The sequence below is a fragment of the Bacillus cereus group sp. BfR-BA-01310 genome (assembly GCF_022664325.1).
Lineage (GTDB): Bacteria > Bacillota > Bacilli > Bacillales > Bacillaceae_G > Bacillus_A > Bacillus_A paramycoides.
The window spans coordinates 1-26,592 of the sequence record NZ_JAKUHD010000007.1 but is presented as its reverse complement, the minus strand read 5'-3'; the positions used below and the strand labels follow the sequence as shown (position 1 = coordinate 26,592).

Here is a 26,592-nt window from a genome sequence, read left to right as displayed (position 1 = left end):
TAAGATGCTACAATTACAAAACATATCAGTTGACTATGTTACACCGCACGTTGTAAAGATTTCGTTAAATCGTGAAAGACAAGCAAACTCATTATCTTTAGCATTATTAGACGAATTACAAACTATATTAACTCAAATAAACGAAGAAGCGGATACACGCGTAGTTATTTTAACAGGGGCTGGTGAAAAAGCGTTTTGTGCTGGTGCTGATTTAAAAGAACGCGCTGGCATGAATGAAGAACAAGTTCGCCATGCTGTTGGTATGATTCGTTCTACTATGGAGATGGTTGAACAATTACCACAGCCTGTAATTGCCGCTATAAATGGAATCGCTCTTGGTGGTGGTACTGAATTAAGCTTAGCTTGTGATTTTAGAATGGCTTCTGACTCCGCAAGCCTTGGTCTTACTGAAACTTCACTTGCAATTATACCAGGAGCAGGTGGTACGCAGCGCTTGCCAAGATTAATAGGGGTAGGTAGAGCGAAAGAGTTAATTTATACAGGAAGACGTATTTCGGCGCAAGAAGCGAAAGAATATGGTTTAGTAGAATTCGTCGTACCAGCTGATTTACTAGAGGAGAAAGCAATTGAAATTGCAGAGCGAATTGCTAGTAATGGTCCAATTGCTGTTCGATTAGCAAAAGAGGCAATTTCAAATGGTATTCAAGTAGATTTACATACCGGATTACAAATGGAAAAACAAGCGTATGAGGGTGTAATCCATTCGAAAGATAGATTAGAAGGATTACAGGCATTTAAGGAAAAACGCAAGCCTATGTATAAGGGGGAGTAAATATGTTAGACCAAAAACAACAATCTAATTCATTTGAGGAACGAGTTGAAACAATTAAGCAAGGCGGAGCACCGAAATATCATGAACAAAACAAAGCAAAGGGAAAACTTTTTGTTCGCGATCGTTTAGCTCTTTTATTTGATAATGGCGAATATGTGGAAGATGCATTATTTGCAAATTGTGAACAAACAGGACTACCAGCTGATGGTGTTGTAACTGCGACTGGTAAAATACATGGTCGTACTGCGTGTGTAATGGCAAATGATTCAACAGTTAAGGCCGGATCATGGGGATCACGTACAGTTGAAAAGATTTTACGTATTCAAGAAACGGCTGAGAAGTTACGCGTGCCGTTATTTTATTTAGTTGACTCTGCTGGGGCACGTATTACAGATCAAGTTGAAATGTTCCCTGGACGCCGCGGTGCAGGAAGAATCTTTTATAATCAAGTGAAATTATCAGGTAAAGTTCCACAAATTTGCTTACTATTTGGACCTTCAGCAGCTGGTGGTGCGTATATTCCAGCATTTTGTGATGTTGTTATGATGGTTGAAGGAAATGCATCTATGTATTTAGGGTCTCCTCGTATGGCTGAAATGGTTATCGGTGAGAAGGTAACTTTAGAAGAAATGGGCGGAGCACGTATGCATTGCTCAGTATCAGGATGCGGAGATGTTTTATGTAAAACAGAAGAAGATGCAATTACTCAAGCAAGACAATATATTTCATATTTTCCAAGTAACTATTTAGAAAAGACTCCTTTGATTACACCTCAAGAACCGAAACAGTTTGATAAAACGTTAGAAGAAATCATTCCAGAAAATCAAAATGCTCCTTTCAATATGAAAGATCTTATTAATAGAATTATTGATGAAGGCTCTTTCTTTGAAGTGAAAAAATTATTCGCTCAAGAACTAATTACAGGTTTAGCACGCATCGATGGTAAGCCTATCGGCATTATTGCAAATCAACCGCGTATGAAGGGCGGCGTTTTATTCCACGATTCCGCTGATAAAGCAGCGAAGTTTATTAATTTATGTGATGCATATCATATTCCATTATTATTCCTTGCAGATGTACCTGGATTTATGATTGGTACAAAAGTAGAACGTGCTGGTATTATTCGTCACGGTGCAAAAATGATTTCTGCAATGAGTGAAGCAACTGTACCGAAAATTTCTATCGTTGTTCGTAAAGCATATGGCGCTGGTTTATATGCAATGGCAGGTCCAGCCTTTGAACCAGATTGCTGCTTAGCATTACCGACAGCTTCTATTGCAGTAATGGGCCCAGAAGCAGCGGTCAATGCTGTATATGCAAATAAAATTGCAGCTTTACCAGAAGAAGAACGTGCAAGCTTCATTGCTGAAAAACGTGAAGAGTATAAGAAAGATATTGATATTTATCATTTAGCATCAGAGATGGTGATTGATGGTATTGTTCATCCAAACAATTTACGTGAAGAGTTAAAAGGACGATTCGAAATGTATATGAGTAAATATCAAGTGTTCACGGATCGCAAACATCCTGTATATCCAGTTTAAAAGCCCTATTTAGGGCTTTCTTGCTCAAAAAGTCAAGGAGGGGAAAACATTGAAACAAGCAGTTTGGTTTCCAACAGAAGAATATAAAGAAAAAACGCGTCTATTTAGTTGGATGAAATCATTAGGCTATGAAGATTACGAAGCTTTTTATAATAAGTCGATTGAAGAAACAGCGTGGTTTTGGGGAGAAGCTGAGAAAGCGGTTGGCTATCAGTGGATGAAACAATATACAGAAGTATTAGATTTAGAAAATGGTACACCTTTTGCACAGTGGTATAATGGGGGAACTTGTAATGTAGTAGAATCTGCTTTATCTCGCTGGCTTGCTGACGATGAAACGAAAACACAGCCAGCACTTATGTATGAAGGAGAAAATGGAACAACGAAGTCATTTACGTATGAAGAGCTTGATAGCTGGGTAAGCCGTGTTGCAAATGGCTTAAAACATGCAGGTATTGAGAAAGGCGATCGTGTAACAATTTATATGCCGATGATTCCTGAAACAGTTGTTGCTATGCTAGCTGTAATGAAAATTGGAGCGATTATTTCGCCAATATTTTCAGGATTTGCTGCTGATGCAGTTATGACTCGCGTACAAGCAGCTGGTTCAAAAATGATTATTACTGCAGATGGATTTTCACGTCGTGGGAAAATTGTTTCTTTAAAAGAAGAAGTAGATAAAGCTTGTGAACATTGCCCAACAGTTGAAAAGGTTGTAATTGTTCGTCATGCAGGAAATGATTTTACACCGCATAACTATGATTTTTCATGGAGTACGTTAGAAAAAGAAAAACCATTCACGCATGCTGAAGAAATGCATAGTGATGATCCGTTAATGCTCATTTATACATCAGGAACGACTGGAAAACCGAAAGGAACGGTACACACGCATGCTGGTTTCCCACTAAAATCTGCATTTGATGCGGGATTTGGTATGAATATAAAACAAGGCGACCGGGTATTATGGGTAACCGATATGGGCTGGATGATGGGGCCATTTTTATTATTCGGTTCTCTTATTAATGGAGCAACGATGGTTATGTACGAAGGCGTTCCAGATTTCCCAGAAGCAGACCGCTTATGGGAGACAGTCGATAAATATAAAATTACTCATCTCGGTATTTCACCAACATTAATCCGTGCGTTAATGTCAAAAGGTGATGAGTATGTAAATAAACACTCGTTAAAGAGTTTAGAAGTATTCGCATCAACAGGAGAGCCTTGGAATCCAGATCCATGGATGTGGCTATTTGAAACGGTTGGAAAAGGGAAAGTACCAATTTGTAACTATTCAGGAGGAACAGAAATTTCTGGTGGGATTTTCGGGAATGTCCTTATTAAGCCGATTGCACCAATTAGTTTTAACGCATCTTTACCAGGAATGGCAGCGGTTGTACTCGATGACCAAGGTAAACCGATTCGTGATGAAGTTGGAGAATTATGTTTAGAAAAACCTTGGGTGGGTATGACGAAAAGTTTCTGGGAAGATGATGAGCGTTATGTAAACACATATTGGTCACGTTTTGAAAATAAATGGGTGCATGGTGACTGGGTCATTTATGACGGTGAACAATATATCATAACAGGACGTTCAGATGATACGCTAAATATTGCTGGAAAACGTATTGGACCTGCTGAATATGAATCTATTCTTGTGAAACATAATGATGTAATAGAAGCAGCAGCAATTGGTGTCCCTGACGAAGTAAAAGGTGAGGTCTGTCATTGTTTCGTAGTATTGCGAGACGGTGTAATCTTCTCGGGAGAATTAAAGAAAGAATTAATGAGCTTAGTAAACTCTCATATTGGAAAAGCATTATGCCCTAAAGATATTCACGTTGTAGAAGATTTACCAAAAACTCGTAATTCCAAAGTTATGAGACGTGTCATTAAAGCTGCATACTTAGGAAAAGAATTAGGAGACTTATCGTCACTTGTAAATCCTGAAGTGGTTCAGCTTATTCAGGGGTTACAGTCTAGTAAATTATAAAATTAGAATACCTAGGATGTAAACTGACCTCCAATTGTTAGAGGTCAGTTTTTATATTTTTCTCGCTTTGCAATTAATACAGAAGGACGTACTTATGTAGGTACTGTTTCTTCGGTAACTTGTGATGTCGTGAAGCTTGCTGCTATTCCTGGTTCAGTTGCAGCAATTATATCTGTATGTAAAATTGAAGCAATTATACCACCTGTTACAACTGTTACTGCTGAGTTTGATTTAAATGGTGTTGACGTAGCAAATAAAGCATAATTATGCTTTATTTGTGTAAAGCCATTCTTGTGAATGGCTTTTTATTTTGTGCAAAAGGGAATATATTTTTCATATAGAAATAAGTTTGAGGGTATATAAAAGAGTGTACGAAAGGAGAATAGGAATGATTAAACTAGAAAACTTTACAAGAAATGATTTTAAGCAATTAATAAATTGGATCGATTCCAAAGAATTTTTAATACAATGGTCAGGAAATGCATTTACATATCCATTAAATGAACAGCAATTAGAAAGATATATCGAAAGTGCTAATTGTGAGAATTCAAATACGTTCGTTTTTAAAGTAATAGATGAAGAAACTAAAAACGTTATTGGGCACATTTCGCTTGGACAAATAGACAATGTAAATAAGTCTGCCAGAATTGGAAAAGTATTGGTTGGTGATACAAATATGAGAGGACGTTCTATAGGGAAGCAAATGATGAGAGCTGTACTATATATTGCATTTAATGAATTAAAACTGCATCGAGTTACACTTGGTGTTTTTGATTTTAATACTTCAGCCATTACATGTTATGAAAAAATAGGGTTTGTAAAAGAAGGATTATTAAGAGATGCGAGAAAAGTAGGAGATACGTATTGGAATTTATGGGAAATGAGTATGTTAGAATATGAATGGAACAATAATCAATAATAGTATTTTATAATTATATTATGTTAACAACAATGAAAAGGATATGGTGTGAAAATTATGAATGAGAAAACAAAGGTAATTACAATTGCAGCTGTTTCAGGGGGTGGGAAAACAACAATTACAGAAAGATTAACTCAGGAGTTAAAAAATTCAAAAGCTCTATATTTTGATAGTTATAAGTTTAATAACTGCCCGGCTGACATTTGTAAATGGATAGATGATGGGGCCGATTATGATGAATGGGTACTAACACCATTGATTACTGATATTCAGCAACTCCTAGAAAATAGTAATATAGACTATCTTATTGTAGATTATCCGTTTGCCTACTTAAATAGTAGCATGCGGGATTTAATTGATGTAACTATTTATGTTGACACTCCTTTAGATATTGCGATGGCTAGACGGATTATAAGGGACTTTAAAGATGAACCAATTATTGAACTGCATAAAGATTTGAAGCATTATATAACGCATGCGAGAAAAGCTTATTTAGAGGCAAGTAATACTGTTAAGCCAAATTCGGATATCGTTTTAGATGGTTCATTATCTGTAAGTGAAATAATTGATCGAATAGTAGAGGAACTTAATCGAAGAGAAGTGATTGTGAATGGTTAAATGTATAGAGGAATATGTAAAAGTTGATGACTTTAAAATATATACGAAAATATTCCAAGGAGAGAAGCTGCAGCCTGTTATTATAATGGAAGCAGGTTATGGTGATTATTCAAAGGCATGGGATCATATTGCGGAAGGGCTGACTGAATATGGGACGGTACTTACATATGATCGAGCTGGATTAGGGAAAAGTGGGAAGAGTTCCAAGCAACGTATTAGTTCTGAAATGGTAAAAGAATTAAGAGATTACTTAAAGCAATCACAACTTAAGCCACCCTATATTTTTGTAGGACATTCCTTTGGGGGGATAAATGTACGTTTATTTACGGCTTTTTATCCTGAAGATACGATGGGAGTAGTTTTAGTTGATTCGACACCAGAAAATTATAAAGAGGATTTTTTGCCAATAATGTCTTCTGAATTTCAAGAAGCTTACTATAAGCAATTTATATATGAAAGCCCATACGAAGAGTTCATGTATAGTTTAGGTGAAGCAGGTAAACATTGTAAGTCAATGAGAGATATTCCACTTGTCGTGTTAGCTGCTGGTAAAAAAGCTTTTTATTCGCAAGATGCACAAATGAAATGGTTACAATTGCAAGAAGAATTATTACAATTATCAACCAATAATAAATTTATAATTGCAGAAAATAGTGGTCACCATATTCAAAAAGATGAGCCACATTATGTAATAGATGCTGTAAAGTGGATAATAGATATGGAGAGTGATAAATGTGCTAGTTTTATTTCGGTATAACTGGCAAGTAAGAGAGGATTGGTTTAAGTGGTGTGAGCAACTTACTGAGGAAGAATTGCTTCGCAAACGTGTTGGTGGTGTAGGGAGTATTTTAGAAACAATATTTCATATTGTAGATGTAGAGTATAGCTGGATTAGTGCTCTTCAAGGAAATGAAGATAGAGCATCACAGTTTAAAGATTATCAATCAATCCAAAAAGTGAAAGCGTTATCTGATTTATATCGACGAGAATTAGAAGAGTTTTGGCAAGTATGGTCTGTTGATTTAGAAAGTAAAACATTAAAAGCTTCATGGACGGACAAAACATATACATACGGAGAAGTTTTACGACATGTAATTGTACATGAGATTCATCATATAGGGCAAATATCTGTATGGGCAAGAGAGTTAAACATTCAGCCCGTTTCAGCGAATTTAATTGGAAGGGGATTATAGATTTAGAAACCGACTTGCTAAATGCAAGTCGGCTTTTTATATAAAAGAGAACTTTTAGTTAAAATCCTCTGATTTTTTTTGACGTATATGTAAAAACATTAAAATTGTAATGATGAAAAAGATCATAATCGTTTGTATAATTAAATTTTTAAACTGAAGCAATATTGTCCAAGATGTAACAGCGTCTTTGAAAGCTTGTAGTGCAGAATAGGAGGAAGGTTCAAAACCGTATTGAAGTAGTTTTTTTGTTTCAACAAAAGCCGTGTTTTCTTGATTAGCGTCTAAAACTACAGAAATAAACCTTGTATCTCCTTGTTTTGCTGTGCCGACAAAACTATAATTACCGTTAGTTGAAAAACTTGTTTGTAAGCCATCAACACCTTTGAATTTAATGTTTTCATCAAGGGAATAAATCATTTTATTTGTGTTGAAAACTTGGAAATCTTTGAAGGTAAATTGGTAAGAGGTTAGTTTAGTAATATTTAATACATCAGGATAATCTTTTATTAATTGCGCTGTTATTTCAGCTGCGTCTATTGCTGTTGTAATCGATTGTTTATTATTCTCGTTATTTATTCCAGTAGAATTTAAAAATGGAGATTGTTGTGATAACTTTAGCTGTTTTGCTTTTTCATTCATTAACGTTGTAAAATTATCCTCATTTCCAGCAATGTGTTCTGCTAGTGCAAGTGCAGAACGATTATTTCCTGTTAAAAGCAATGCATGAAGTAAGTCACGAACAGTTGTGTTATCCTCCGATGTTATTTGTAGTGGACTCGTTTCTGTGTGAAAAACTTCGTTACTTATTTTCACAGATTCATCTAATTGTATTTTGCCATCATGAAGTTGTTCCAATACGATATACTCTGTCATTAATTTAGTTAAAGTGGGTGATTGAATAGGAGTTCTTTCATTTTTTTTATAAACAACTTCACCTGAATTAGCATCTATTAAAATGGCTGATTTAGCCTGGATAATTGGACCATTAACATATAAATAAAAATATAAAACAATAATTACTGTGATAAGAAAAGATAAAAATAATATTGCTATTTTCTTAAAGAATTGCATACGCGATCCTCCTTCAATTACATTAGTAACATTATTGTAAAAAGGAATGCTTAAATAGGAAGAAAGAAAAGGTAAAGAATTTCTAAAGAATTTTAAGGAATTATTAAATTTTGGATATTGATGGAAAATAAAAGGTTCAATTTCTTATCATATAAGAAATTGAACCTTAAAAGATGTAATATTAATTTTTATATGGAAGTAATTTTACAGTGAAAGTTGTCTTTTTATCATCACTATATACTTCAATTGTTCCTTTATGCAGTTCGACAATACTTTTCGCAATTGCTAAGCCGAGCCCAGATCCGCCTGTGTTTGTTGAGCGTGATTTCTCTACGCGATAAAAACGTTCAAAAATATGAGGTAAATCAGTACTTGGAATAGGTTGCCCGTAATTTGTAATATCAATTGCAATCATATTATTGCTTTCATAAGTTGTAATGTCTATGTGATCTCCATCATTTCCATAAGTTATAGCGTTTATGATTAGATTTTCAAACACACGCACTAATTTATCGCCATCAGCTTGTACCATTAGCTTTTGCGATGGGAAAGATGGGCGACATTCAATATTTGCTTCTTGGAGCTGTATCCGGAATTGGACAGTTAATTGCCCAAGCAGTTCTACAATATCAATGGGAACAGAATTTAAACTTAACTCTTTATTTTGAACACGTGTATATTCAAACAAATCATTCATTAATGTGTTTAGACGAGTAACTTTATCGTAAATGACTTGTATATAATGACGCAATTCCACTTCGTCTCTATAATTATCATGATGGATTAAATTCACATATCCAACTATAGATGTAAGGGGAGTCCGTAAGTCATGTGATACATTTGTAATAAGTTCGCTTTTTGCTTGTTCCGCCTGTCTTTCTTCATCAATTGACACTTTTAACTGTTCAACAATGTGATTGACTCCAGTAGCTAACTCTTCTAAATAATTATGATGTACAATCGATACTTTATGATTAAAGTGTCCGCTCGCAATATAACGAATTTCCTCAATCATTTTTTTTATACAAGCTTCATAGTAAAGCTTCTTTTCGTGGCGATAAAAAATGTAAAGGTAGGATGAGAAAATGGAAAATAAAAACAAATAAGAAACGGTCATCATCCATAAAGATTCCTTTAATCCTTTATATTTTTCATACCCAAAGATTCTAATAAATTCTTTGCCAAGTTCACTTAGAGTAAGTGAACTTTCAATTACACTTGTAACGAGACGATATATAATTAATTCGGTAATAGGTGTTAGTGTAATAGCCAATGAGAGCCAAAAAATTATTTTCCATTTTGGAATATCTTTCAGAATATCAAATGCTTCATTTCTCAATTTTATAGCCTACTCCCCAAACAGTATGAATAAATTTATCTCCATTCATTACAGTTTCAAGTTTATCTCGTAAATTACTAATGTGTACCATTACTGTTTTATTAGAACCATAACCATCTTCATTCCAAACGCGTTCAAATATTTCTTCAGAACTAAATACTCTTCCTGTATTACTTGCAAGTAAATATAAAATATCAAATTCAATAGATGTGAGCTTAATATATTCACCATTTACCTTAACAGTATGATTATGTTTATGTATTTCAACTGTGCGAATACGAATGTTGCCGTCTTCTTTCCTTTGTGTAGAAGCGTTTTGGAAAGAGGATCTTCGTAACAAGGCTTTCACTCTAGCGACTAATTCTAGTGGATTAAACGGTTTGATCATATAGTCATCTGCACCGGTCATTAGGCCTAATATTTTATCCATATCTTCAGCTTTGGCACTAAGCATAAGAATAGGTACAGTATTATTTTCTCTTACCTCCTGGCAAACTTCTAATCCGTTTCGTTTTGGCATCATAATATCCAAAATCATAAGGTCAACTTCATATGTAGAGACCATTTGTAATGCTTCATCACCATCATAAGCTTTATAGATGTTGTAACCTTCATTTCGCAAATAAACTGCAAGCAATTCTACAATTTCTTTATCGTCATCAATTATTAATATGTTCTTATTCATTATATGGTTAATTCCTTTCCTTACAATTAATCAACATTACTATAATATCAAACATTCATGTATTTTGTAGTAAAGATTACATATAAAATTTCATGTAACGTATTAAAAAGGTATAAAAACATTTATAACGAATATAAAATAGAAGGATTATTTAAATTTCACATTATATTGAAAAATAGTAATCAGGAGGATATTAACGTGCTATATAATGAAATATATACATTTACTCCAACTGGAAAAATAGAAAATGATATAAATTCATTTCTATTAAAATACAATAAAGAAATTACATATAAACACTCTATTCGTGTAGCAAATGAAGCACGAAAAATCGCAAAATTGTTTCATGAAAACGAAGAAAAAGTAGCTATAGCAGCATATTTACATGACATTAGCGCAATCTTTCCGAATGAGGAGCGGATAGCAGTTGCTGAATAATTTGGAATAGAAATTTTACAAGAAGAACGAAAATTCCCGATGATCATTCATCAAAAACTATCGAGAGTAATTGCGAAAGAGGTATTTAAAGTGGAAGACGAAGAAGTATTGAATGCAATTAGTTGTCACACTACTTTACGTAAAAATGCAACGAAGATGGATTTAGTACTGTTTATTGCGGATAAAATTGAATGGGTTCAAAAAGGAACGCCACCATACATATTAAAAGCGAAAAATGGACTGGAAAAATCATTGGAACATGCTGCTTTCGCATATATCTCATATTTATGGGAAAGAAAAGATACACTGAAAGTTATACACCCATGGCTAGAAGAAGCATATTGGCATTTAAAAGAAATTGTAGTTTAGAAAGGATATGAAAATGCAATTAAAAGAATATATGAGTCACACATTTCCAGGAGTAACATTAGTACCATATATATACTCTCAATGGGAAAACCATCTTCATTTTGATTTTGGGAAAGACATATATCAAAACATTGAAGGCTCCGATGATTTAAATATGGAATACTTCTCTCAACTATATACATATAATAAATATTTATTTGAAGATATATTTTCAAAAGGAGACACAGTTTTTATAGTTACAAATGTTTATAGATATAAAAAGGAAAATATAAAAAATCCGCAGAAAATAAATGTATACAACCGATTTATTAAGAATATGGATTTGAAGTTTCATATAAGACAAGAAACATTACCTTTTCTATTTGAAGATGAAGAAGCTGACTTGTATTGTACATATCAATTTTCTTTAAAATGCCTTGCGGAGGATATAAAACCTGTACCACTAATTAAAGCTGCTAATCATGAAGATTTTCCAGGGCTTTATCCGCGTTTTGGACGTAAGAAAGAAATTTCTTATCCGGATGTATTTCTCATAAACAAAACGAAAGATATTGTCATGTTTATTTATGATGATAGAGGATGTGAAGTAATCGCGAAGAATAAAGAAATGATACGGGATTTATATAAAAAATATAAAGAGTGGATTCCAGATTATGAACGAGAAAGTATAGATGACTTATTTAGACGAAAATAGGAGGAAGTGAAGTATGTAATGAAACGTATTGCAATTGTATCTGCATGGGAACCAGAACTTACGTATTTGCATCAACATTATCCAAGTGAGCGTGTAGAAAAGAGAGCGGCTTGGGAATTTCATTTTCATTTTATTAATGAATTAGAAGTGATTTCAGTCGTAACTGGCGTCGGTAAAGTAAGTTGTGCTAGTTGTGTGCAACTATTAATAAGTGAATTCCAACCAGATCAGTTATTTATGACAGGAATTTGCGGGAGCTTATCAGATAAAGTGAAAAATGGGCACATCGTTGTAGCTCTTAATACTTTACAGCACGATGTTACTGCGGCTGGGTCAGGAGAAGATATTTTTAATCTATATAATGGTAGAACAGCACCGATTGAAACAACTAAATCACTCGTAAAACGAATGAAAAAATTGCGTTCGTATGACCCAGTTCATTTTGGTACCTTTTTGTCAGGGGATCAGCGTATTCGTAGTTCAGAAATGAGATATTTACTGCATACTGTATACGGAGCTTTAGCCGTTGATCAAGAAGTGGCGGCATTCGCTTATGTGTGTCATGTAAATAATAAACCATTTTTATGTTTAAAGGCTGCTTCAGATCAAGCGAATGATAAAACGAAAGAAGAACAAAAGATTTTTAAAATGTTAGCCTGTGAACGAGCATGTGAGCATTTAATTGCTTTTTTACGTGTTTATGAAATTACTGTAGTAAACAATGGATAATAAGAGGAGTATAGTGATGGAAGCTACAAATAAGATAGCGATTCTTGGTGCGAATGGAAAAGTCGGAAAATTCCTCATAAATCAAGCGTTAGAAAAGGGCTATCAAGTACGAATATTAACGAGAAATTCTAAAAATATGAGGATAACTAATGAAAATATAGAGACTATCAGTGGAGATGCCCGTGATTTCTCAGTTATACAGGAATTACTTCAAGGGTGTAAAGCAGTGATTAATGCGGTAGGTCAGCCTAAAAATGAATCTTATATTTTTAGTACAGTTACGAAGCATATTTTAAAAGTAATGAAGGAATATGAAATGAAGCGCTATATTCTTATTTCTGGAGGCTCCTTAAATGTAAAGGGAGATAAGAAGAGAATTGTAAATAAGATAGGGGCTAATTTGTTTCAATTATTTCTTCCAAAGATGATGCAGGATAAATATAAAGAATTGCAAATTATACAAAGAAGTGATGTAGATTGGACAATTGTTAGATTACCATTTGTCATAGAGGGAAATGGTATTGGAAATATAAAAGAAAGTTTAGTAGATATGCCAGGAATTAAAATTAAGAATGGAGATATTGCACCGTTTGTTATAAAACAAATAAATAGTGAGACATATGTAGGGAAATGTCCACTTATTTCAAATTAAGAGGTGAATTACAAGTGCTTACGTATTATGGTGAACTTTGTACAAAGATTTATGAAAGTGACAAATCAATTGCGAGTGGAAAAGAATTGGATTTTTATCTTTCTTTTGCAAAAGACAAAAACATGACAGTGTTAGAACCGATGTGCGGAAATGGTAGAATGTTAATTCCTTTTATGCAAAATGGTGTGAATATAGAAGGATTTGATATTTCGAAAGATATGCTTAAGGTGTGCAAAGATAAAGCAGAAAAACTAAACTTAAAACCAGTTGTGTCACAAGGAAGAATAGAAAAATTCCATAGTGACAACAAATTCGATCTTATTATGATTCCTATTGGATCATTCTCCCTTTTACCAGATAATTTAGTAGATATTAGTCTTCAAAATATGAAAAATAACTTGAAAGAAAATGGAAAATTACTTCTTACTGTTGTACAAGGTGGAAGTGAAACAGAACAAATTCTAGATTGGATAGAGACAAATAGAAAAGAAATTAACAATGAATTAATTGTTGAGTATAGAAAAGTATCATATGATGAGACGAAAAAGCTCTTAAATATTATACTGAAATATGAAGTTAATCATGATGAGAAAATAGTAGAAACTGAGATCATGGATTTTCCTATAAGACTATATGATTTAAAAGAATTTGAAAACATACTTATTACTAATGGATTTAGTCAAATTGTTATTCATGAAATAAAGGATGGATATGGTGAAGGGAATTCATTTCATGTGTTTGAATGTAGTATATAACAAGTCATAGCGGAGGATTATACTTATATGATTCAATACAAAAGATGTAGTGAAGTAAGTATAGATTTAGTATATGAAGCTTTTAAGGACGGATTTTCAGATTATATTATTAAAATGGATGTTTCAAAAGAAGATTTTATAAAAAGGTTTTTTGGACCAGAAGGGAATTCACTGGAGCACTCCTTTCTTGCATTAGATGATGATAAATCTGTTGGTGTAATACTTGGTGGTATAAAGATTTACGAAAGTATAAAAACAATGCGCTGCGGAACGTTAGCTGTGCATCCAAATTATCGCCGCGTTGGTATTAGTCAAAAGTTATTTGAACTTCATAAAGAAGAGGCGATTCAAAATGAATGTAAGCAACTTTTTCTTGAAGTCATTGTAGGTAACGATCGAGCAATTAATTTTTATAATAAATTAGGTTATGAAAAAGTGTATGACCTTTCTTATTATAGTTTAAATGATTTTACTATAATAACTAATAAAGACTTTAAAAATATTGAAATAAAACAATTAAAATTTCAAAAATTTAAAGTTGAAATTCAGAAATGGCTTAACTTCCATATAAATTGGCAAAATGATATTGATTATATCGAAAAAACAAATAATACATATTACAGTGCATATGTTGATAATGATTTAAAAGGTACTGTATGTATAAATGAACAAGGTAAAATTAGCTTTATATTCGTAGCCAAGGAATATAGAAATATTGGTATAGCGACGAGATTATTACAAGTCGTACGTGAAGAATTGAAATTATCAAGTTTATCAATTGGGTTTCCTAATAATAGCTCACTTCAGGGGTATTTGAAGAAATGTGGATTTGAAAAAAACTCTTTAGCACAATATGAAATGTACCATTTATTATAAAAGCAGAAGAATAATTCTTACTGCTTTTTATTTTGTCAGGAGGAGAATATATTATGGAATCTGTAAAACAAGTAGCATTAACATGTATTACCCATGATCCATCAGGGGGCTTGTTACCTACTATAAAAGAACTAAAAGAGGAATTGCTAAATTTAAATTATGACCAAAAATATATAACAATCAGTAATGTAACTCCAAGGGAGATTGTAAAAGAACTAGAGGAATGTAATTTTCATATAAATATAGTCGAAAAATCAGGAGTAGGGAATGCCCGAAGAGATTCTCTAGGATTTGTTGGTAACTATGATCATGATTACTATCACTATTGTGATTTTGATCGTTTACTAACTTGGATTACAGAATATCCAGAGGAGCATAATGCTTTCATCCAGAATATAGTGGATGTAGATTATTTAATCATCGGAAGAACGGAGGCAGCTTTTCATACCCACCCTGAGGAATGGCAAGTTACAGAAACAGTATCAAATAAAATTATGTCATTACAATTAGGTAAAGAAGTAGATATTACGGCTGGTTCATGTGTGCTATCAAAACGAGCAATAGATTACATAATAAAACATTCTAAATGCAGAATGACTGATGGAGAATGGCCGATGATTATAAACACTTTTACAGATTTTAATATTGATTACGTAGCAGTGGACGGTTTAAAATATGTGAACAAACTTAATCAAGACAATATTATTGATCCAATAAAATCATGGTCAATTAGATTAGAGCTCTCGTATATAATAAGTCAATCAATTTTGGAGCTAACAAAAACTTCTTAAATTAATTGAAGTGTAATAGAGATTTCTTTTTCAAATGAAATCATGTAAAATAAACACAGAACGTACATTCGTTTTGGTGAAAAGGAGGTTAATTAATAATGTTAGCTGTAATAAATAAACAAAGTAATGAATACGTAGTACAATTTGATCGTCATTTTCCATATACGATAGAAGAAGTTTGGTCTGTATTAACAGATAATAATAAGTTAAAAAAGTGGATGTCTAATTTGCAAATAGAAGACCTTTGTACAGGTGGAATTATAAAGTTTGATATGATGGATGGCACATTTATAAACATTGATATTTTAGAATGTCAAATAAATTTAGTACTAGAATTCACATGGGGTAAAGATCGTGTCCGATTTGAAATACATAAAAAAGAAAATGGATGCCTTTTACTACTTAAAGAATTTATTCATGAATTAACAGATCATACACCGAAAGATATAGCAGGATGGCATATTTGTTTAGACCTTTTTTCTTCTGTTTTAGAAGGGGAAGAAAAAGAGTTTTCAAAAGATGAGTGGGAATATTGGTTTAACAAATATAAGGTGAAGATCGATGAATTGAAAGGGTATTGATTATGCAACTCGAATTTATTGTGTAATTATTATCTTATAAAAGCGGTTTTTAAAAACGATAGGAATAGAGGTTAATATGAAAATAAATCAATTAATTGCGAACAATATAAACAAATTAGACGCAGAAATACCAGTAAATAAATCGTTTGGAATTGCTGGTTTATCTGGATCTGGTAAAACAACTTTTTGTCAAACAATTGGTGAAGAATCCAAGAAGCGTCTTGTTTCGTTATTGCCAAAAGCTGAATATCAGTATTTATTTCCTAATATTATGGAAACAAATTTTAGTGCTATTAAAATGGAAGAAATGCCTTTAGTACTTTTTCTAGGTAAATCATCGATTTCTTCCAATCCACGTTCTACAATTGGTACCCATACGGGCGTATTTAAAGAGATTCGTGAGAGGCTTGCTGGAAAATTTGATCTTTCTCCAGAGGTCTTTTCATTTAATAATCCGTTAGGTTGGTGTCCTGGTTGTAAAGGACGCGGTACTACTAAAAATATTGAGTGTAAAAAATGTGAGGGCAAACGATATAGTCAAGAGGTTGAACAATATACAATTGAATTGTTTGATAATCCACATACTATTTCCGATATTAATGATCTAAGTATTGAATCTATTCTTTCGTTAGCAGAGGTTTTAAATATTAGTGAAGCGAAACAACATATTCTTCAAAACATTATCAATATGAATATTGGCTACTTAACATTAAATCGAATAATGGGCACACTGTCAGGTGGAGAATTAACACGACTTTACTTGGCTGAATTTATGGCAGTAAGTGAAAATACAGTAATAATTATTGATGAAATCTCAGTAGGGCTTGATCATCAAACACTATTGAAGATATTAGAAGAGATTAAACAATTAGGATGTAAGAATCAAATTTGGCTCATTGATCATTCAGATACAGTGCTTGATACAACTGATGAACAATTGTTCTTTGGACCAGGTAGCGGGAAATATGGCGGGAAAATTGTTGAAGAATCACCAAGGTCAGAGCCAATACATTGGGAACGTAATCAGGAAATGCCAACAGAATATTATACATTCCATGATTTATATTGCCGTAATATTCAAATGGCTGAGTTTCGGATTCCTAAAAATAGGCTTGTAACTGTTTCGGGAGAATCAGGATGTGGTAAATCTACACTTGTCAATGAATGTATAGCTAAAGATTTCTTGAAACGATATCCAAAAGATAAATTAGTTATGGTAGGTCAAGATCGAAACCAATCAATTACAAGTCGATCAACTGTTGCAACTTTTCTTGATATTAAAAAGAAACTTACAAAATATAGTGACGATATAGATGATATTTTTGAGCGGTCGATTGAAGAGATCATTGATGACCTTCCAAATGAAGATATCGCTTATAAACGCTTGAGCCTATTAATCAAACTTGGACTTGGTTATTTGACATTAGAGAGAAAAACACAAACATTATCAACTGGTGAGTTTCAATGTGTTCATTTAGTTTCGGAGTTATTTGCAAACTCAAGAAACCCACATACACTATTTATTTTTGACGAGCCTTCAAAAGGTTTATCACAAAATATTTTAAATCAATTTATTGATAGTGTCAGGGGTATTTTGCAAGATGATTCAGTTTCAATCGTAATGATTGAACATAATGCTTATATGCTAAAAAGCTCTGACTTTATCGTTGATTTTGGTAAAAGACAGCTTGAATCTGTAGAATACCTTGATGTTGTGAGCCATGATGAGTATTATTGTCAAAAAAATGTTGTAGATAAAGTTGCTCCATTGCAAATTTCTTCTACTCTTAATCAACAAAATGGAATTAATTATTTAGAAAAAAATCATATTGCTTATTTTAAAAATGCAGAAAAAATCTATAAGGGTGGCATTTTAAAAAGCTTATCTTCAATGGCACGATTAATTTACGGTGAATACGAATCTGATACAATTGCCCCTGTAGTCGCTATTGATCTGGAAAGACATTTGTATAGTCAGTATAGCTTCCTGTATGAAATTGGTGGATTAATTAATCATATTGTGGCCGCACATCCGACTAATAAAGATACGAGAAGCTTCGATTTCTATTCCCAAGATAATCATTGTCCATCATGCTCCGGACGACTTGAAATTGAGATCTTTGATAAAGAGATTGTAATCCAAGATAAAAACGTTCCATTTTGGGATGGTTTATTCTATCCAGAAATAATGAAAGTATTAAAATTTTATCAATATGAAAAAATAGAATTTCTATTTGAAGAAATTAAAAATGAGCTTGGTCATGATTTGACGAAAAGTTATAATGATATGTCTGATGAAGAAAAACATACATTTTGGTATGGTTATTTTGAAAAATCATTTTATGATAAGAAAGGAAAAACACGAAGAACATGGGTAGGATTTAATACGATTATTGGTGGATATATTGTTATTTCAAAAGCACCTATTAAAGAAGATATTAAGGCTTCTAAAGAAATGATCATATGTCCAATTTGTGATGGGACGGTTTTAAACCACCATAAACAGCTTAAATTTGAAAATGTAGATATCCGTGAAATTATCAATCAGCCACTTAACAAAGTATTAAAAATAGTAGGCGATTTACCTGCACTCGTTAAATTGAAATCCATTGTAGGTGACGATATGGTTCTAACCGAAGATATTTCGTTACTATCTAGAAAAACGCAAGTTGCACTGAAAATGTTTGAACTAGAACAAGCAAGTTTCTCAAACTATGAAATGGTGTTACAAAATGTCTTACCATTCTGGGGCGAAATTAAATATAATATCGAATCAATCAGCGATAAAAATAGAGTAACTATATGTGATTTCCAAAATATCAATGAAACAAAAGAAGATATTATAGAAAAATATTTCACAAATGGGAAATATAAAAAGCTAACATATGTCTATGAAGCTTTTGGATACAAAAAATTAATTACGCAAATTAATAAAATAAAAAAAAGCAACCCATGTCCATTTTGTAAAGGTAAGAAAGTAATAACAGAAGATAATCTACATGACGGTGTGTTTAAATTAACAATTCCATGTGTAACTTGTTATGAAAGTGGTATCAATGATGAAGGGCTTAAAGAAATTGTTGATGGCATAGACGTGCAAACATGGTTAACTGGTAAAGTAAGTGATGTTGTGGATGAAAGCTTACGAACGGAGGATGTTGCAGGTATTCTAATATTTAATCGAATTCGTGAGTTGAATAAACGAGAAATGATGGCGGTTTATGAATGTCTTGAACAAAATAATTAGTTTGAAATTATTAAATCAAGTTCTAATAAAAAGCTAGCTGTCAGTTAAGGATAGAAAACTCATTTGCAATAATCTGCAAATGAGTTTTTATTTTGAATAAGAGCTTGTTGGTTTAAAAATGTTTATCCAGATAGATAAAAGATTAGGGAAAATATACTTGTATCACTTAAATAAATTATTCGCAAATTAACAAATTATAAGCTGAAGGAAACAACAAATTGGCATATATGATTAGATCTGTTCTTTCTAAGTTTTATTAAATCCTATATCGGTGAGATGAAGTGTTAATCTTTTAATAATAATTATTTATTATATAATTATTATTGTATAATAATGATTTTTTCGTGATGTTAAATTATAATTTAGGATAAATGGATGGGTAAAAAGAATATGATTTTTTGGAGTAAAGCAACATTATTAAATGTGCTATTTTCTTAGTAATCGCTTCTATTTTTCTGAATTTTAAAATTTAACAGAAATATATACTTGAATGAAGTATATATTTCTGTTAAATTTATCCTATGGATAGAACAAGTTTAATTAAAGGTCATTTGGAAATGTGTGTATTGTCTATTTTGTCTAAAAAGAAAAGTTATGGTTATGAAATTATGAAAGAGCTTGAAGTACACAATTTAAAATTGAAAGGAGTAGGAAGTATTTATCCAATTTTAACTAAGCTGAAAAATCAAAAGTGGGTTAATACTTTTCAAGAAATAACAGACAGCGGCAAAGTTAGGATTTATTACGAAATTAATGAAAATGGAAAAATACATCTTGAGAAGAAAATTAATGAGTGGTTAGAGTTGCAATCTGATATTAAAACTTTATTAAAAAGTGGTTTGAAAGGAGACCTTTTGAAATGAGGAATGAAATAACCGCTAAGGAAAAGCAATTTTTAACTGAAGTACTTGAGGAATTGAAGCGATACGATATAAGTTTAGAAGAAAGGAAAAATATTAAACAACAAATATTAGAGCATATTCAAGAATGTCGTGAACATGGTGAGGAAAGTATAGATGATCTAGGAACGCCTCAATTATTTGTTCAAGATTATTTTGAAATAAATAAAATCGATTTGCGTGTAAAAATGGAACAACTTCAAAATGTAAATAAAAAATCTATTACATTGATTTTAAGTGGTATATTCATCGCAGTTATTACTTACTTCATCTCACAAACTACACTTTCAATATTTTTAACTGAATCATTTTATACAACTCATAGTGAAAATTCATTTAATTTTAATCTTTTATATCGAATAGCAGAGAATCAATGGTGGAATTCTATACTAATAATGATTAGTTTATCGCTTTCTTTATTAATATCTATAATCTTAGTAGTTTATAAAAAAAGAAAGTTATCTGAAGTAAGTTAAAATGAAGATGTTGAAACATAAATTGTATTTAATTTGTATAGTTTGTAATATATTAATGTTATGTATTGCGCATCCGAAAGCTTACGCTCAGCAAAATATTAAAGTTGCTTTAGATAATTATATTGAAAAGTTTTTAAAGGAACAGAACATTCCAGGGGCTTCCGTTGCAATTGTACATAAGAACGATGTATTTTATACAAAATCATGGGGGAATACTGGAGAATCTGAAAAAAAAGTAACTAGTAAAACACCATTCTCAATCGGATCGATAAGCAAATCTATAACAGGTTTAGCAATAGTGAAATTAATAGAAGATAAAAAGATAAAATTAGAGGATTCAGTTCAGCAACATCTTCCTTGGTTTAAGGTAAAAGATACTCAATTTTCCTCATATATAACAATCCAACACTTACTAACTCATACAAGTGGAATAAGCACATATGAAGGCTTTGCATTATCAGATAAGCAATCAAAGAGTTCTACAGCATTAAAAGAGAATGTAATGAAACTTTCAAATGTAAAATTAACTGCTCAGCCAGGGGAAAAGTATCAATATAGTAATGCGAATTATATGGTTCTTGGTGCACTTATTGAGGAAGTCACAAAAGAAAAATATTCCTCATATATGGAAAAACATGTTTTTCAACCTTTAAAGATGAATGGTGCAGCGGCAAATAATGATAGCGCATATGAAAAAGGATATTTAAAAGGTTACCAATCATGGTTTGGCATACCAAGAAAAAGTGCAGTGTCCTATGATAACTCTGGTGCACCATATGGCTACATTACTGCGAATTTAGAGGATATGATTCAATTTATTATGCTTTTGAATCGTCAAGAGCACACCCAATTTTTAAAGAAAGAAAACTTCGATCTTTATCTATCACCACTTTATAAGATAGATAAAGAAAAAAATTATGGATTTGGATTAAGAAGAACAAATTTATATGGAAATGAAACGATGGTTTGGCATTCAGGATCAACGCCCGATGCGCATGCAGAGATGTTTATTTTAAATAAAAGCGGTTGGGGCGGTGTGATTTTAACGAATAAAAATCACGTATTAGAAGAATCAGCACTACCGGTATTAAAAAGAGGGATTATTAGTATTTTGAAAGGGGAAAAACCTGTTGATACCCCGAAAAATATACCATTTACACAATATGTTATGACAATTATCATACTTGCACTTTTCATTACTTCAATATGGTTAATGAAAACGTATAAACGTAAGAAAAGTTGTAACAAACAGACTTGGATATTTGTTGGGGTATTGTTTTTAATATTATCTACTATTATAATTCCATTACTTATTTATAGTACAAGTTCACCATGGAAAACAATTAAAATGTTTGCAGCAGATATAGCTTTACTCATTAGAATCATAGTTACTTTACTAGCCTTTAACGGGCTGATATCAATGTTTATTGCGTTAAGGAGTAAGAAAGTATAAGTGTAGATAATTAAAATAATATAATTTAAGCTGTTATAAGTAGTTGACTCTCACACTATGTCATTGTTTAAACTATAGTTGAGCTTCGAAGTTGATGTAATTTATCTCGCATTAACTGCCGTAAACATCCGATTGGTTCAACTAATAATCAGTGAGGGATGAAGAAAACCCCCACTGATTATAGTTTCACTTTATAGGAGGATATTATGTTTAAAATAGGGGATTTTTCGAAACTTTCTTCCATTAGTATACGTATGTTGAGACATTACGATAAAGTGGAATTATTACAACCTGAAAAAGTAGATGAACAAAGTGGCTATCGCTATTATTCCGCTGCACAATTAAAGAAAGTGAATCAAATTCAAACATTAAAAGATATGGGATTTAATATTGCCACTATAAAAGAAATAGTAGAGAGTGAAAATATCGAATTAATAAAATCGCAACTTGTAAATCGTAGTGCGCAAATAAAGGGAGATATGAACAATCTCGAAAAACAATTACGTCTCCTCGAAGATTCAATGAAAACGATGAGAGAGGGTGTTATAGAGATGAATTATCATGTTTCATTAAAAGAAATTCCAGAAAGAAAAGTAGCAAGTGTTCGAAAAATTATTCCGTCTTATAATTGTGAAGGAGATTTATGGAGTATTTTAATGCATGAAATCAACGCAGAAAATATTAGTATAGCCAATCAAAGTTATAGCATTGCTATCTTCCATGATCATGAATACAAAGAAAATGATGTAGATATAGAAATACAGCTAAATATTTTAGGGAATCACGAAAATACAAAAAATGTTAAGTTTAAAAATGTGGAGTCAACCAATGTAGCTTCTATAACAGTTAATGGAAGTTACGAGCAAATGACAGCTGTAAATGAAGCAGCAGCAAAATGGATTGAAACGGAAGGTTATGAATTAGCGGGACCAATGTTTAATATTTATCACGTTAGTCCAGCGATGGAATCAGATCCTTCTAAGTGGGTTACTGAGGTTTGTTATCCAATTAAAAAATGATAAAGAAAAAAGGCATAATTTATATGCCTTTTTTTATCTAAACTTAACCGTAAATATCAAAATTGGCTCTTCTATTTCAATTAACCTATCATACATAAGTATAACTTCCTTCCATCATAGTTTTCGTATCGGACTACATAATGCAATAAAAACTTCAAGTAGCTTGGTGAAAGCGGCTAAAGCAAATACAAATACTGGATTATAAGCTGAAATAATGCCTCCTACTAATGCTCCGAGTGGCATAGCTAATCGTGTAAGTACACGTGAAAATCCTAATACTCTTCCTTGCATATTTGATGGGACAGTTTCCTGACGAATCGATGCAATAATTGTATTCCATGCAATATTGCAAGTCATTGCAATACCGAAAGCGATGCCAGGTGCTATCCAATATGTACTCCATAGTGCAATAGTTAAGCCAAGTGCCCCAAAAAATAGGAGTAAAGGAATAAGAACGCCGCGCCGGAACCTCTTTTCTAAAGGAACTGCAATCAAGCTTCCTAAAAGACCACCTATTCCAATTAAAGTATAATTAAATCCACTTTGCTCGGAAGAAAGGTGCAATGTGGATAATAAATAATAAATGAGTACACCTAAAACCGCACTTGCTCCAAAGTTTCCTACCATAGCTTGAAGAGATAAAGCTATATTTAAGCGATCATTTTTGAGCCATTTAAACCCATCAAACAAATCAGCTAGTACATTTTGAAGTGTGTTCTTATCATTATTTTTACTGTTTAAAGTTTTAATTGATGGTAATAACATCACAGCAACTAATGTTGCGATAAATGAAAGAACATTAATCCAAAGCACTTGAAAACCGCCAATAAAAGAAATGAAAAGCCCGGCTAACATAGGTCCAAAAAGACTAGATAGTTGATTTACCATTTGATATAAAGAATTGGCCTTTGTTAATGATGCTCCAGCAATGTGCGGAATAACTGTAACCGTTGTTACATCAAAAAGCATAGACATAACAGCTAAAATAAAAGTAATTACGTATAAGTGCCATATTTCTAATAGATGTAATGAATGTAGAATTGGTACGAGACTTACTAAAATAATACTGATTGCATCTGCAATCCATAGTAATCTTCTCTGATCGTATCGATCTACAATAACGCCAACTATAGGACCAAATAAAACGATTGGTAATACGTTAATAGCAAATAAAGAACTCATGATAACTGCCGAACCAGTTAATTGATAGGCAATCCAAGGCAATGCGAAGGTATATAGCGAATCCCCAATCCTTGAAATAAGTAAACCGAAAATAAAAATCTTGTACTCTTTAGAAAAAGTTGTGCTTACAGTCATACTTCTTTCTTGTTTCAATTTCACAATTGTATGTACCACCTTTTTATAGAGGAATTTGAAAATACTTCGTTTAATACTTATAAAATATAGAATTCTGTAAGGATTTGTTGAATCCTACTTTTATAAGCTTAATTTTGTATATAATAGGAGGGGATAGAAATGAGGGCAGTTTTTATTGACTGAGATGGAACGAAACGGTTTGGGGAATTAAAGCGACTAATACCAGGCATATCTCAAGGGACATTAGCGAAACAACTTCGAGAATTAGAACAAGATCAATTAATAAAACGTGAAATTTATCAAGAAATTCCACCTAAAGTGGAATACAGCTTATCAGAACATGGAAAAACAGTAAGCGTTGTTTTGGATAGTATGTGTGGTTGGGGAAGAGGGCATTTAAAATATATCGATAATAATAAACTATAAAATTATTATGTAAACAAAGTGAGGTGTGTGGAATTTATTGTTTTGAAAATGTATATTTTATAATATACATTTAAGCAGTGTTATAGATTAATAAATATATAATCTTCCCAATGAGGTGAAATTGATGAAATGCCGTATTGTTCGAAGTAACTAGTTATTCTGGGCTGAAAAATGCGTACCAAATATCAAAAGGAACGTAAGCCCCTTTATGAAAATATCACCGTTGAGTCTATTTCGGGAATTATCAAAATTAGATATTTAATGCTTTTCTGCAAAGGGGAAATAATAAAATGAATGAATTAGAGTATAAGAATTTTTATAATAAAGTGGGACGAGCAAACGGGTGGGACTTCAGTAAGCTGAAATGTGAAACTGTAGGTGACACTTGGGATTTTTATGGCGAAGTGAAAGAAAGATGCAAACAATCAGATATTCTACTTGATGTTGGTACAGGTGGAGGAGAAAATGTACTGAAAATGGCATCTTCAGCTGCATTACTAATTGGAATAGATAATTCTAACGGAATGATTGAAACAGCACATTCCAACTTAAAAAAAGTAGGTGTACAAAACGTTGAGTTTCTCCAAATGGATTCTGAAGCTTTAACGTTTCCAAATTCTTATTTTGATATTGCTTCAAGTTGTCATGCACCGTTTGAAGCATCTGAATTGGCAAAAGTAATGAAAAGAGGTGCTTTTTTCTTATCACAACAAGTTAGCGAACATGATAAATTAAATCTTAAAGAAGCATTTGGAAGAGGACAATGCTTAGGTGAAAGAGATGGAACTTTAAAAGAAAAATATATGAGTGAACTTATTAGTGCAGGATTTGAGCTCGTGCAAGTACGGGAATATGATGTTACCGATTATTACAGTACACCTGAAGACCTTATTTTCTTATTAAAACATACGCCTATTATTCCTAGATTTGGAGAAGAGGAAGAGGATTTCGATATTTTACAAAAGTTCATTGATACTAATCGTACTGAAAAAGGTATTCGTACGAATTCAAAAAGATTTATGATTTTTGCGGTTAAATCTTAATTTATTTAGTGTAAAAGCTTATTTTCTGTAAACGAAAATAAGCTTTTTGTGTGAAAAAGAATGCAGGGAAAACTTGAAAATAATAGAAATAAGTAGAGTGTTAATCTGAAAATCGAAATATGGAGGATAATTGTTGTGGAACGTTACTTTATTAATAACGAAGGGATAAACGTACATATTACCGAATGGGGAAATCAGAACAAGCGCTCCTCATGAAGAAAAAACGAGAGCTTAGTGAGTATAAAGCCATATATATGATTAAAGACTATTTTCTTCTTCTGTTCCAAACTATACAAAAAAAACACCCAAGAGCTATCAAAGGTTTTACTTCGTCTGTTCAATCTCCTACAGCAAAACGGGCGGAAATCTCATTGATATGAGGAAAAATGGTCTTTGATATATTAGGTGTCGTTTACAATTGTACCCTGTCTTATAATCAAGCCGCTTAATTCAAAAAGTGAAACCCGCTAGGGTTTATTTCATATGCAAATCTTTCAATCAACTACACTTGCCCTTTAGAAAAAAGAAACAATCTCGTTTAAAATTGACTTTGCATAAGCTTAGCTTGATAGCGATGTGGCGGGACCCCACATCCATCAACTTAAGGATTCAGACTATTCTTGAAGTTGAAAGTACGTTACTATTCTCTTATGTTAATGAGAAAGGGTGACGTGC

Annotated in this window: 24 protein-coding genes and 4 pseudogenes; 24 read left to right on the top strand and 4 right to left on the bottom strand. The window is 32.3% G+C overall.

Annotated features, from left to right (window positions below; translation table 11 throughout):
- Window positions 1–4: 4 nt before the first annotated feature.
- From MR109_RS15820 to MR109_RS15785, 8 genes and pseudogenes are all read left to right on the top strand, one after another.
- The gene (locus tag MR109_RS15820; RefSeq protein ID WP_242272915.1) at window positions 5–793 is read left to right on the top strand and encodes an enoyl-CoA hydratase; all 789 of its coding nucleotides are present in this window, start codon (window positions 5–7) and stop codon (window positions 791–793) included.
- A 2-nt stretch (window positions 794–795) separates the two neighbouring features.
- Window positions 796–2,337 (top strand): acyl-CoA carboxylase subunit beta, encoded by a 1,542-nt coding sequence (locus MR109_RS15815; RefSeq protein ID WP_002119534.1) that lies wholly within the window; start codon window positions 796–798, stop codon window positions 2,335–2,337.
- Window positions 2,338–2,386: 49 nt separating this feature from the next.
- Entirely contained in the window at window positions 2,387–4,327 is a 1,941-nt protein-coding gene (locus MR109_RS15810) for an AMP-binding protein (RefSeq protein WP_242272913.1), read from the top strand.
- A gap of 72 nt (window positions 4,328–4,399) precedes the next feature.
- Window positions 4,400–4,591, top strand: a pseudogene (locus MR109_RS15805) (hypothetical protein); the annotation flags it as partial.
- Window positions 4,592–4,715: 124 nt separating this feature from the next.
- Window positions 4,716–5,246, top strand: coding sequence for a GNAT family N-acetyltransferase (locus MR109_RS15800; RefSeq protein ID WP_048374474.1), 531 nt, complete (start codon window positions 4,716–4,718; stop codon window positions 5,244–5,246).
- A gap of 57 nt (window positions 5,247–5,303) precedes the next feature.
- On the top strand, window positions 5,304–5,864 hold the full coding sequence (locus MR109_RS15795; RefSeq protein ID WP_033718983.1) for a nucleoside/nucleotide kinase family protein: 561 nt from the start codon (window positions 5,304–5,306) through the stop codon (window positions 5,862–5,864).
- On the top strand, window positions 5,857–6,621 hold the full coding sequence (locus MR109_RS15790; protein ID WP_242272910.1) for an alpha/beta fold hydrolase: 765 nt from the start codon (window positions 5,857–5,859) through the stop codon (window positions 6,619–6,621). Before MR109_RS15795 ends, MR109_RS15790 begins: the two co-directional genes overlap by 8 nt.
- Complete coding sequence (locus tag MR109_RS15785) at window positions 6,599–7,057, top strand: DinB family protein (protein WP_242272907.1); 459 nt, start codon at window positions 6,599–6,601, stop codon at window positions 7,055–7,057. The genes MR109_RS15790 and MR109_RS15785 overlap by 23 nt, the downstream gene beginning before the upstream one ends.
- 54 nt (window positions 7,058–7,111) lie before the next feature.
- On the opposite strand, the gene MR109_RS15780 is transcribed toward MR109_RS15785, so the two are convergent.
- The 3 genes from MR109_RS15780 to MR109_RS15770 form a co-directional block, all read right to left on the bottom strand.
- Window positions 7,112–8,128: a D-alanyl-D-alanine carboxypeptidase family protein gene (locus MR109_RS15780; protein ID WP_242272906.1), complete on the bottom strand. Its 1,017-nt coding sequence runs from the start codon at window positions 8,126–8,128 to the stop codon at window positions 7,112–7,114.
- A gap of 181 nt (window positions 8,129–8,309) precedes the next feature.
- A complete protein-coding gene (locus MR109_RS15775; RefSeq protein WP_242272903.1) occupies window positions 8,310–9,467 on the bottom strand; it encodes a sensor histidine kinase in 1,158 nt (385 codons plus the stop codon).
- Window positions 9,457–10,152, bottom strand: a complete 696-nt coding sequence (locus MR109_RS15770) for a response regulator transcription factor (protein ID WP_002172052.1) — start codon at window positions 10,150–10,152, stop codon at window positions 9,457–9,459. Before MR109_RS15770 ends, MR109_RS15775 begins: the two co-directional genes overlap by 11 nt.
- Before the next feature lie 198 nt (window positions 10,153–10,350).
- On the opposite strand from MR109_RS15770, the pseudogene yqeK reads away from it, so the two are divergent.
- From yqeK to MR109_RS15705, 13 genes and pseudogenes are all read left to right on the top strand, one after another.
- A pseudogene (yqeK, locus tag MR109_RS15765) lies at window positions 10,351–10,959 on the top strand (bis(5'-nucleosyl)-tetraphosphatase (symmetrical) YqeK).
- A 13-nt stretch (window positions 10,960–10,972) separates the two neighbouring features.
- Window positions 10,973–11,653: a DUF3885 domain-containing protein gene (locus MR109_RS15760; protein ID WP_242272902.1), complete on the top strand. Its 681-nt coding sequence runs from the start codon at window positions 10,973–10,975 to the stop codon at window positions 11,651–11,653.
- An 18-nt stretch (window positions 11,654–11,671) separates the two neighbouring features.
- Window positions 11,672–12,382, top strand: a complete 711-nt coding sequence (gene mtnN, locus MR109_RS15755) for a 5'-methylthioadenosine/S-adenosylhomocysteine nucleosidase (RefSeq protein ID WP_098305128.1) — start codon at window positions 11,672–11,674, stop codon at window positions 12,380–12,382.
- A 16-nt stretch (window positions 12,383–12,398) separates the two neighbouring features.
- Window positions 12,399–13,034, top strand: a complete 636-nt coding sequence (locus MR109_RS15750) for an SDR family oxidoreductase (RefSeq protein ID WP_242272901.1) — start codon at window positions 12,399–12,401, stop codon at window positions 13,032–13,034.
- Window positions 13,035–13,048: 14 nt separating this feature from the next.
- Window positions 13,049–13,789, top strand: coding sequence for a class I SAM-dependent methyltransferase (locus tag MR109_RS15745; protein WP_071719523.1), 741 nt, complete (start codon window positions 13,049–13,051; stop codon window positions 13,787–13,789).
- Window positions 13,790–13,816: 27 nt separating this feature from the next.
- A complete protein-coding gene (locus tag MR109_RS15740; protein WP_242272896.1) occupies window positions 13,817–14,665 on the top strand; it encodes a GNAT family N-acetyltransferase in 849 nt (282 codons plus the stop codon).
- 53 nt (window positions 14,666–14,718) lie between these two features.
- Window positions 14,719–15,456, top strand: coding sequence for a hypothetical protein (locus tag MR109_RS15735; protein WP_178939900.1), 738 nt, complete (start codon window positions 14,719–14,721; stop codon window positions 15,454–15,456).
- Between the two features lie 98 nt (window positions 15,457–15,554).
- Window positions 15,555–16,037: an SRPBCC family protein gene (locus tag MR109_RS15730; protein WP_242272894.1), complete on the top strand. Its 483-nt coding sequence runs from the start codon at window positions 15,555–15,557 to the stop codon at window positions 16,035–16,037.
- A 76-nt stretch (window positions 16,038–16,113) separates the two neighbouring features.
- A complete protein-coding gene (locus MR109_RS15725) occupies window positions 16,114–19,284 on the top strand; it encodes an ATP-binding cassette domain-containing protein (RefSeq protein WP_242272891.1) in 3,171 nt (1,056 codons plus the stop codon).
- A gap of 521 nt (window positions 19,285–19,805) precedes the next feature.
- On the top strand, window positions 19,806–20,147 hold the full coding sequence (locus MR109_RS15720; RefSeq protein ID WP_098475066.1) for a PadR family transcriptional regulator: 342 nt from the start codon (window positions 19,806–19,808) through the stop codon (window positions 20,145–20,147).
- A complete protein-coding gene (locus tag MR109_RS15715; RefSeq protein ID WP_178939897.1) occupies window positions 20,144–20,659 on the top strand; it encodes a DUF1700 domain-containing protein in 516 nt (171 codons plus the stop codon). The genes MR109_RS15720 and MR109_RS15715 overlap by 4 nt, the downstream gene beginning before the upstream one ends.
- 1 nt (window position 20,660) lies before the next feature.
- Window positions 20,661–22,112: a serine hydrolase domain-containing protein gene (locus MR109_RS15710; protein ID WP_242272889.1), complete on the top strand. Its 1,452-nt coding sequence runs from the start codon at window positions 20,661–20,663 to the stop codon at window positions 22,110–22,112.
- 206 nt (window positions 22,113–22,318) lie between these two features.
- Window positions 22,319–23,131, top strand: coding sequence for a MerR family transcriptional regulator (locus MR109_RS15705; RefSeq protein WP_098304653.1), 813 nt, complete (start codon window positions 22,319–22,321; stop codon window positions 23,129–23,131).
- Between the two features lie 114 nt (window positions 23,132–23,245).
- On the opposite strand, the gene MR109_RS15700 is transcribed toward MR109_RS15705, so the two are convergent.
- Window positions 23,246–24,472: an MFS transporter gene (locus MR109_RS15700; protein ID WP_242272887.1), complete on the bottom strand. Its 1,227-nt coding sequence runs from the start codon at window positions 24,470–24,472 to the stop codon at window positions 23,246–23,248.
- Window positions 24,473–24,631: 159 nt separating this feature from the next.
- Between MR109_RS15700 and MR109_RS15695 the strand changes: the two are divergent.
- The 3 genes and pseudogenes from MR109_RS15695 to MR109_RS15685 all read left to right on the top strand — a co-directional run.
- Window positions 24,632–24,874, top strand: a pseudogene (locus MR109_RS15695) (winged helix-turn-helix transcriptional regulator); the annotation flags it as partial.
- 290 nt (window positions 24,875–25,164) lie between these two features.
- The gene (locus MR109_RS15690; protein WP_242272885.1) at window positions 25,165–25,917 is read left to right on the top strand and encodes a class I SAM-dependent methyltransferase; all 753 of its coding nucleotides are present in this window, start codon (window positions 25,165–25,167) and stop codon (window positions 25,915–25,917) included.
- Between the two features lie 200 nt (window positions 25,918–26,117).
- Window positions 26,118–26,366 (top strand): annotated as a pseudogene (locus tag MR109_RS15685) (IS4 family transposase); the annotation flags it as partial.
- Window positions 26,367–26,592: the final 226 nt, after the last annotated feature.

What these genes read in the sequence shown, in the direction of transcription:
- MR109_RS15820 (WP_242272915.1), top strand. Translation starts at nt 5, where the DNA reads ATGCTACAATTACAAAACATATCAGTTGACTATGTTACACCGCACGTT.
- MR109_RS15815 (WP_002119534.1), top strand. Translation starts at nt 796, where the DNA reads ATGTTAGACCAAAAACAACAATCTAATTCATTTGAGGAACGAGTTGAA.
- MR109_RS15800 (WP_048374474.1), top strand. Translation starts at nt 4,716, where the DNA reads ATGATTAAACTAGAAAACTTTACAAGAAATGATTTTAAGCAATTAATA.
- MR109_RS15795 (WP_033718983.1), top strand. Translation starts at nt 5,304, where the DNA reads ATGAATGAGAAAACAAAGGTAATTACAATTGCAGCTGTTTCAGGGGGT.
- MR109_RS15790 (WP_242272910.1), top strand. Translation starts at nt 5,857, where the DNA reads ATGGTTAAATGTATAGAGGAATATGTAAAAGTTGATGACTTTAAAATA.
- MR109_RS15780 (WP_242272906.1), bottom strand. Translation starts at nt 8,128, where the DNA reads ATGCAATTCTTTAAGAAAATAGCAATATTATTTTTATCTTTTCTTATC.
- MR109_RS15770 (WP_002172052.1), bottom strand. Translation starts at nt 10,152, where the DNA reads ATGAATAAGAACATATTAATAATTGATGACGATAAAGAAATTGTAGAA.
- MR109_RS15760 (WP_242272902.1), top strand. Translation starts at nt 10,973, where the DNA reads ATGCAATTAAAAGAATATATGAGTCACACATTTCCAGGAGTAACATTA.
- mtnN (WP_098305128.1), top strand. Translation starts at nt 11,672, where the DNA reads ATGAAACGTATTGCAATTGTATCTGCATGGGAACCAGAACTTACGTAT.
- MR109_RS15750 (WP_242272901.1), top strand. Translation starts at nt 12,399, where the DNA reads ATGGAAGCTACAAATAAGATAGCGATTCTTGGTGCGAATGGAAAAGTC.
- MR109_RS15740 (WP_242272896.1), top strand. Translation starts at nt 13,817, where the DNA reads ATGATTCAATACAAAAGATGTAGTGAAGTAAGTATAGATTTAGTATAT.
- MR109_RS15735 (WP_178939900.1), top strand. Translation starts at nt 14,719, where the DNA reads ATGGAATCTGTAAAACAAGTAGCATTAACATGTATTACCCATGATCCA.
- MR109_RS15730 (WP_242272894.1), top strand. Translation starts at nt 15,555, where the DNA reads ATGTTAGCTGTAATAAATAAACAAAGTAATGAATACGTAGTACAATTT.
- MR109_RS15725 (WP_242272891.1), top strand. Translation starts at nt 16,114, where the DNA reads ATGAAAATAAATCAATTAATTGCGAACAATATAAACAAATTAGACGCA.
- MR109_RS15720 (WP_098475066.1), top strand. Translation starts at nt 19,806, where the DNA reads ATGGATAGAACAAGTTTAATTAAAGGTCATTTGGAAATGTGTGTATTG.
- MR109_RS15715 (WP_178939897.1), top strand. Translation starts at nt 20,144, where the DNA reads ATGAGGAATGAAATAACCGCTAAGGAAAAGCAATTTTTAACTGAAGTA.
- MR109_RS15710 (WP_242272889.1), top strand. Translation starts at nt 20,661, where the DNA reads ATGAAGATGTTGAAACATAAATTGTATTTAATTTGTATAGTTTGTAAT.
- MR109_RS15705 (WP_098304653.1), top strand. Translation starts at nt 22,319, where the DNA reads ATGTTTAAAATAGGGGATTTTTCGAAACTTTCTTCCATTAGTATACGT.
- MR109_RS15690 (WP_242272885.1), top strand. Translation starts at nt 25,165, where the DNA reads ATGAATGAATTAGAGTATAAGAATTTTTATAATAAAGTGGGACGAGCA.